Below are 4,406 nucleotides of genomic sequence, written 5' to 3' on the forward strand. Positions count from 1 at the left end.
CCAGCTCCCCTCTGTCCCGCAAGGAGCTGCCCCGCAGGGAAGTCTGACCCACCCCGGTCACGCTTCGCCCGCACTTCGGCGGAACCGGGGGGCTTCCGGACGCAGGTTGCGGTTTGGCTCTGGCGTCGCGGTGAAATGGGAAAGTTGGGTGGCTGTCGTCGGTGAGGTGATCGGCGTTCTCGCTGTCGGTGGCCACGCTGATGGCTGGGGTTTCGTGCGGCGCGGCGGTGGCACCGAACGCTGACGGAACCGGGCCTTCCGGACGCAGGGTTGGCGGTTAGCCGTGGGTGGGCGTCGGCGTCGCGGCGAAGGGGGAGAGGGCGTCGCCGGGCCGTCGCTCGCCCGGGCAGCGGCTCGGGGTCAGGGGCCGGACGGGCGTTGCTCGGCGACGGTGTCCGGGGCGGCGCCGGGGACTTCGGTGCGTAGTTCGGAGTCGCGGAGTACCTCGCGAGCCTGTGCTTCCGGGTCGGCGCTGCCGGTCACGCGCTCCTCGGGTAGCAGCTCGGCCCGTGTACCGGCTCGTTCGTCCACGCCGGTGCGGTGGTCGAACACGGCCGGGCGGTCGAGGTCGTGTTCCTCCCGTTCGTGGGTGTCGTCCAGGTCGGTCGCGCCGAGGTCCAGGGGGTCATCCATGGTGTGGTTGGTACCCGGTGCCGGCCGCGTTCACGCCTGCCGCCACTCCTCCTGCCAGCCGTGGTGGGTGTCGTAGGCGCTGGCCAGCAGGCGCAACGTCTCCTCGTCGGTGCCGGCCGCCAGCTCGTCGCGCAGCAGGGCCGCCTTCTCCGCGAACGGCACCGGCACCTGCTCGGTCTGCGCCTCCGAGGCGCCCGGGACCAGGAGCACGCCGCCCTCGTCGGCGCGGAGGAACCGCAGCCGCCCACGGCGTTCCGCCTCGTCGAGAAGTGGAAGCTCCTCGCGTTCCGCCCTCTCCTCGTCCTCGGCCAGCCGGTCCAGCACGAACTCGCGGAGCCGCGTCTCGGTGTCAACGTCCATGCCTCAGAGTTGCCCGCCCGGGCCCTGCCCACACCCCGCACGGTTGGTGTCGGTGGTGATGTGCTCGAACAGGCCGGCCTGGACGCGGGTGCGCACCCCCTCGGCCCACGGCTCGTCCAGCTCGGCGACGTCGAGTGCGGACACGTTGTTGAGCAGCATGCCGAAGGCGAGGAACGACTTCACCGTCACCGGATCGAGGCCGGTCGTGCCGGCGACCGTGTCCCACATGTGGGCGAACCGCGCGCGCACCAGGTCACGGACCTCGCTGTCCCCGCAGGCGGCGAAGCCCTGCAACTGCAACATGAGGGTGGTGCGGTCGGCCAGCGACTCGTGGTACCGCGCCCCCATGCGCGCCAGCGCGTCCAGGCCGCCGGCCCCCTCGGCGGCGCGGGCCATACCGTCGCTGAACCGGTCGAACGCCGCGCCGACCAGCTCCAGGAACAGCGCCTTCTTGGTCCTGAACATGCGGAACACGTAGGCCTGCGTGATCCCGGCCTCGTGCGCGATCGCCTCGACCGACGCCCCGTGCAGCCCGTGGTTGGCGAACTCCGTCGCGGCGATCCCCAGCACCTGTGCCCGCCGTTCCGGCCCGCTCATCCGCATGCCGACGAGGTTACTAGTTACTAACTACCAACTGATAGCGTGGGGTGGTGCGCGACGACACCTGGGCCAGCCTGGCCGACCAGTTCGCCGACGGGGCCTACGCCACGGTGAAGGGACGGGTGCGCACCTATGTGCTGCACCACCAGCTGCTGGAGCACCTGCCGCCACCGCCGGCAACCGTGCTCGACGTCGGCGGCGGCGCCGGCCACCAGTCGTTCCCCCTCGCCCAGGCCGGCTACGACGTGACGCTGCTGGACCCGTCACCGGCGATGCTGGACAAGGCGCGCCAGCGACTCGAGCGGCTGCCGGCCGACGCTCAGCGCCGGGTGACCCTCGTGACGGCCGCGGGCGAGGACGCCGCCGAGGCGGTGGACGGCGCACGCTTCGCCGCGGTGTTGTGCCACGGCGTCCTCGGGTACCTGCCGGACCCCGAGCCGGTGGTGGACCAGCTGTGCCGGTGCGCGGCGCCGGGCGGCCTGGTCTCGATCATGTCGGGCAACGCCGACGCGGCGGCCGTGCGCCCGGCGCTGGAACGCCGCTGGACCGACGCCCTGGCATCGTTCGACGCCCGGGAGGAGATCGGCGTGCTGGGAGTACCGACCCGAGGCGACACGGTGGCGGAACTGAGCGAACTGGTGCGAAGCCGCGGCGTGTCACCACTGCGCTGGTACGGGGTGTGGCTGTTCGTCGACTGGCTGGACTTCAGCGGCGTCACCCTCGACCCCGACGACGAGGACCAGCTGAGGGCGACAGCCGAAGTGGAACTCGAAGCCGCCCGGCGGGACCCGTACCGCCAACTGAGCCGCGTCTTCCACCTCGTGGGCCGCAAAGACCCGGACTGACCGTCACGGCGGCCACCGTTTCGGGTGATGCGGGTTTCGCACCCGTCCGCTGTACCGGGCCGGCAACCGGTCGTGACAGCACGTGGTGATTCACCATTCGGTCGACCTGCGGTCCCGGGGATCCGTACCATCGGTGGACAGTCGACCGAGGCGGGTGACCGAATGCTGGAGCTGGACAGCCGGTCGCGGGGCGCGGCTGTGGTCGTCACGGCTCGCGGGGTTCTCGACGTCACCACCGCCGGCCGGTTGCGGGACTACCTGTTGAAGGTGGGCGCCGACCAGCCGATGGCGGTGGTGGTGGACGTCGCCGGGCTCGACATCCAGGCTCCCGCCGTCACGGCGGTGTTCGTGACCGCGCACGCCGAGCTCGCCCGGTGGCCCGGGGTGCCGATGGTCCTGGTGGCCTCGGCCAGCGATTCGGGCGAGGTGCTCGACCGGCAGCGGCTGAACCGGTTCGTCCCGGTGCGGCGGACCGTGGCGGACGGCGTCGCCGCGGCCGGGGAGCCGCCGACGCGGCTCGTCGACCGCGTGTTGCTGCCCAACAGTCCCGCGAGTGCTGAGATCGCGCGGCGGTTCGTCCGCGACAGCTGTGTGCTGTGGGGCCACCCCGAGCTGACCGGTGACGCCGCCGCGCTCCTCGGCGAGCTGGTGCGCAACACCGTCACCCACACGGATTCGGTGGCGCGGATCAGGGTCGAGCTGCGGCGCGGCCTGCTGAGCGTCGCCGTGTACGACGACGACCCGAGGCCGCCGCTGCCCCTGGACGGCACGGTCGAGGAGCACGGGCTGGCGCTCGTCGGCAGGATCGCCACCGCGTGGGGCTGCTCGCCGACCCTGCCCGGCGGGAAGGTCGTGTGGGCCACGCTCCGCGTGCCCGGTCAGCGGCGTCCGCCGGCGGAGTACAGCGTCTCGCGGGGCGAGCGGCCGAAGGCCTGGCGGTAGCGTGCCGCGAACCGCCCGGCGTGCCCGAACCCCCACCTGCGGGCGATGTCGGTCACGCTCACGCCGTCGGTGGGCTCGGCCCCGAGCAGGTCCTGGTGGGCCCGGTCGAGCCGCACCAGCCGCAGGTACTCGGTCGGGGTGGTGGCCAGCTGCTGGCGGAAGGTGAGCTGCAGCGTCCTGGTCGTGACGTGGGCCGCGGCGGCGATCTGCGCGATCGACACCGGCTCGTGGGCGTGGTCCTCGATGAACGCCAGCGCGCGGCGCAGCGTGGCCGGTGCGGAGATCCCGGGGTCGTGCGGGTGGGTCGCCGTGTTCGGGAACGTCGTCAGCAGCGCGGCGCCCAGCAGCCGGGCCGCCTGGTCCACCAGCAGCGGACTGGCGCCCGCGTCCTCGTTGGCCAACAGGTCCCGCGCGAGGAACTCGAGCAGACCGGCGCAGTGCCGGGCGGCGGCGGCGGACACGGGCCGGCTACGGGTGAAGATCGCCGGACCTTCACCCGCCGGGGTGATCAGGTCGGTGACGACGGCCTGGTCGATCTGCACCAGGTGCATCTCCACGTCCTCCGAACGCAGGGCACGCGACCGGTCCGGAGTGCCGACCAACAGGACGTCGCCGGGGCCGGCCGCCGGCGACTCGCCGGGAGTCTCGACCTGGCCGCGGAGGACCTGGCCGACGACCAGCCGCCCGGTGGGCTGCGTCCGGTGCTCGACGGTCGGGGTCTGGACCAGGGTCGCCGACGACAGCGGTCCCGCCCCCCGCGCGACGTGGGACATCCGGAACTCGTGCTGGTCCCCGAGCACGCGCAGCGTGCTCTCGCCGTAGACCTGGCGCAGGAAGGCGTGTGCCTCCCGCGGGTCCGTGGTCTCGAAGCTGGATGTCCACGGCGCCCGTGACCTGTCCCGGGACATGGACATCGACCCTCCTCCCGGCGTGCGGAAGAGCCCCAGAATAGCCGGATCACCCGGGACGGCACCTCTTCAGAGGCCACCAGGCGAAGGATTCCGCGCCCAACAGCCGTCAAACGAA

Annotated in this window: 6 protein-coding genes; 2 read left to right on the forward strand and 4 right to left on the reverse strand. The window is 72.7% G+C overall.

Annotated features, from left to right (window positions below):
• Positions 1–360 precede the first annotated feature (360 nt).
• From ACJ73U_RS06200 to ACJ73U_RS06210, 3 genes are read right to left on the reverse strand one after another with little or no spacing between them, the layout of a single operon-like run.
• Positions 361–633: a hypothetical protein gene (locus tag ACJ73U_RS06200; protein ID WP_407776554.1), complete on the reverse strand. Its 273-nt coding sequence runs from the start codon at positions 631–633 to the stop codon at positions 361–363.
• Between the two features lie 30 nt (positions 634–663).
• A complete protein-coding gene (locus tag ACJ73U_RS06205; RefSeq protein WP_407776555.1) occupies positions 664–993 on the reverse strand; it encodes a hypothetical protein in 330 nt (109 codons plus the stop codon).
• 3 nt (positions 994–996) lie between these two features.
• Positions 997–1,596, reverse strand: coding sequence for a TetR/AcrR family transcriptional regulator (locus ACJ73U_RS06210; protein ID WP_407776556.1), 600 nt, complete (start codon positions 1,594–1,596; stop codon positions 997–999).
• A 47-nt stretch (positions 1,597–1,643) separates the two neighbouring features.
• Between ACJ73U_RS06210 and ACJ73U_RS06215 the strand changes: the two genes are divergently transcribed.
• Both ACJ73U_RS06215 and ACJ73U_RS06220 read left to right on the forward strand, forming a co-directional pair.
• Positions 1,644–2,438 (forward strand): class I SAM-dependent methyltransferase, encoded by a 795-nt coding sequence (locus tag ACJ73U_RS06215; protein WP_407776557.1) that lies wholly within the window; start codon positions 1,644–1,646, stop codon positions 2,436–2,438.
• Between the two features lie 162 nt (positions 2,439–2,600).
• Positions 2,601–3,380 carry a hypothetical protein gene (locus ACJ73U_RS06220; RefSeq protein ID WP_407776558.1) on the forward strand — a complete coding sequence of 260 codons (780 nt, stop codon included), beginning with the start codon at positions 2,601–2,603 and terminating at the stop codon, positions 3,378–3,380.
• Here the strand turns inward: ACJ73U_RS06220 and ACJ73U_RS06225 are convergent.
• Positions 3,317–4,294 (reverse strand): AraC family transcriptional regulator, encoded by a 978-nt coding sequence (locus ACJ73U_RS06225; protein ID WP_407776559.1) that lies wholly within the window; start codon positions 4,292–4,294, stop codon positions 3,317–3,319. The genes ACJ73U_RS06220 and ACJ73U_RS06225 overlap by 64 nt on opposite strands.
• Between the last annotated feature and the right edge of the window lie 112 nt (positions 4,295–4,406).

This window comes from Actinophytocola sp. (assembly GCF_045807065.1).
Classification (GTDB): domain Bacteria; phylum Actinomycetota; class Actinomycetes; order Mycobacteriales; family Pseudonocardiaceae; genus Actinophytocola.

Coding starts and splice junctions, on each gene's coding strand:
- ACJ73U_RS06220 (WP_407776558.1), top strand. CDS start 2,601: ATGCTGGAGCTGGACAGCCGGTCGCGGGGCGCGGCTGTGGTCGTCACG.
- ACJ73U_RS06205 (WP_407776555.1), bottom strand. CDS start 993: ATGGACGTTGACACCGAGACGCGGCTCCGCGAGTTCGTGCTGGACCGG.
- ACJ73U_RS06200 (WP_407776554.1), bottom strand. CDS start 633: ATGGATGACCCCCTGGACCTCGGCGCGACCGACCTGGACGACACCCAC.
- ACJ73U_RS06225 (WP_407776559.1), bottom strand. CDS start 4,294: ATGTCCATGTCCCGGGACAGGTCACGGGCGCCGTGGACATCCAGCTTC.
- ACJ73U_RS06210 (WP_407776556.1), bottom strand. CDS start 1,596: ATGCGGATGAGCGGGCCGGAACGGCGGGCACAGGTGCTGGGGATCGCC.